Origin of the sequence: Ilumatobacter sp. (assembly GCF_041688325.1) — a bacterium.
Taxonomy (GTDB): domain Bacteria; phylum Actinomycetota; class Acidimicrobiia; order Acidimicrobiales; family Ilumatobacteraceae; genus Ilumatobacter_A.
In genome coordinates this window covers 1-2,087 of the sequence record NZ_JBDNIJ010000238.1, presented here as the reverse complement: position 1 = coordinate 2,087, position 2,087 = coordinate 1, and the positions used below count along the sequence as shown (strand labels likewise).

2 protein-coding genes are annotated in these 2,087 nt (G+C 65.6%); both read right to left on the bottom strand.

Annotated elements, in window-relative coordinates; all coding sequences use genetic code 11:
* Positions 1-485, bottom strand: a 485-nt coding sequence (locus ACH2EI_RS13515; RefSeq protein ID WP_395160384.1) for a glycosyltransferase family 2 protein, incomplete at its 3' end; no start/stop codon positions are given.
* Positions 482-2,087 (bottom strand): glycosyltransferase (locus ACH2EI_RS13510; protein WP_395160382.1); only part of this gene is annotated, 1,606 nt, incomplete at its 5' end. The genes ACH2EI_RS13515 and ACH2EI_RS13510, both read right to left, overlap by 4 nt.

Below are 2,087 nucleotides of genomic sequence, written 5' to 3'. Positions count from 1 at the left end.
GGCTGGCCGTACCCGATGTCGCTGCCCGCCCCGCATGCATCGAGTTCGACGCCAACGCTGTTGATGATCGGGTTCACCGAACGCGGAGCCTGCAACAGTTTGGGCTGCGCGGCCGATGCGCCACTGTTGATCGCTGCGCTGAGCGGCACCAGCCACTCGTTATCGACTTCGATGTCATCGTTTAACAACGCCACCGCAGTTGCGTCCGGCGCCAGCCTCCAGGCCGCGTCGAACCCGACGTTCGCGGCAGCTCCGTACCCCTCGTTGGTCGTCCGGATCACCGTCACGTCGGCTGGCCCATAGCCGTCGTCAGACAGTGCCGTTGCGCTGTTGTCGACCACGATGATCGGTCCGGCTCCGCCTGCTTCGACGAGCGATGCCGTGCAACGCTGCACTCGTTCGCTGGGGCCGCCATGAGTAACAACGACGACCGGCACCATCAGTGAACTCGGCGAATTGAGCGGCGAAGTGAGCGGCGCGGTCATCGGCGTGCCTGCACCTTGGACAACGTGCGACGCAACACGTTGGGTCGCGTCTCGACAGCAGGGGCACCAGAACGCATCGGGCGTTCGAGCCAGTCGTGTCGATCCGGGTGCAGGTTCGGGTTGTAGTACGGATCGTTGTTGATCTCGTAGTGCCAACGGTCGTTGATGAATGCGTACTCCTCGGGGCGCAGCACGCTGACACGTGTTCTGCTTTCGAAGTGGTACCAGCTGGCGTACGGGGTCCAGATGATCCGGTGCCCGCCGGCGCGGACCTTGAGCGAGAAGTCGACGTCGTTGTAGTTGAGCGGCAATTCAGTGGTGAATCCGCCGACGGCTTCGAACACCGAACGGCGAACCAGGCAAGCAGCAGCGGTGACGCCGCTGCATTCCCGTTCGACGGCGAGTGGTCGCATTGGCCAGGGCCCGGGCGAGTCGCCAGCCCAGCCGAGGCAGGCGTGCATGATGTCGTGGTGGTACACGTGCCCGCCGTGCTGCAGTGTTCCGTCGGAGAACAGCAGCCGTGCGCCGACCATGCCGACGTCGTCGAGTTCGAGGTGCGCCACCATCACCCCGACGCTCGCCGGGTCAATCAGTTCGGTGTCGTCGTTGAGCACGAGGAACAGGTCGCCCGTGGCCGCAGTTGCGCCAGCGTTGATCTTCGCCGAGAAGTTGAAGTCGTCGTGGAAGGGAACGAGGCGCAGCCGGTCGCCTGCGATCCGGCGAAGGGCGTGCAGCACCGGCTCGGGTGTCGCATCGTCGAACACCACCACGAATTCGAGTTCCTGGTAGTCGGACCGTGTGGCGAGGCTCTCGACTGCATCGACCACGTAGCTGCGCGTTGCACCCCACACACGGCCCGATGACCCACGCGTCGGGATGATGACGCTGACGAGCGGCGTCGAGGCCACCCGGCGATTGACGCGGTAGCAGCCGTCGTATTCGGTGCGCTCGACCGTGGCGTCGATGCCGAGTCGTTCGCACTGCGATTCGACTGCGCGGACGCCGGCGTCGAACGCCCACGGCTTGTTGTCCGAGCTGGCCGACACACTGGTCGGGGCCTTGCGCCAGTGATACAAAATTTGCGGGACATGGGCCACCTGCCCAGCGCTCTCGGTGAGGCGCAGGACGAGGTCGTGGTCTTGGGCGCCGTCGAAGCCCTCGCGGAACCCACCGACATCGACGACCAGTTGGCGGTCGGCCATCACGAAGTGTGTGATGTAGTTCTGGTTGCGCAGTCGTTCCGGTGAGAAGTCCGGCTTGAAGCACGGGTCGACGTGTCGACCGTCGGCCCGGATGAAATCATGATCGCTATACGCCACCTGCGCACCGTCCGCCAACCCGCCCGCCAGCCCATCTGCCAGCCCGTCTGCCAGGACCGCGGCCATTGCGGCGAGCGCGTGTGGTTCGAGGACGTCGTCGTGGTCGAGGAGTGCGACCCAGGTGCCAGTCGCTGCAGCCAGCGCGTCGGAGCTGGCGGCGACGATGCCGCCCTGCGCGGCGCGATGCACGACCTTGACACGTGGGTCACCGGCTGCATGTTCGTCGAGGAGGCGCGCCACCTCGGGTCGGGTCGACCCGTCGTTGACGAGCACATGCTCCCAG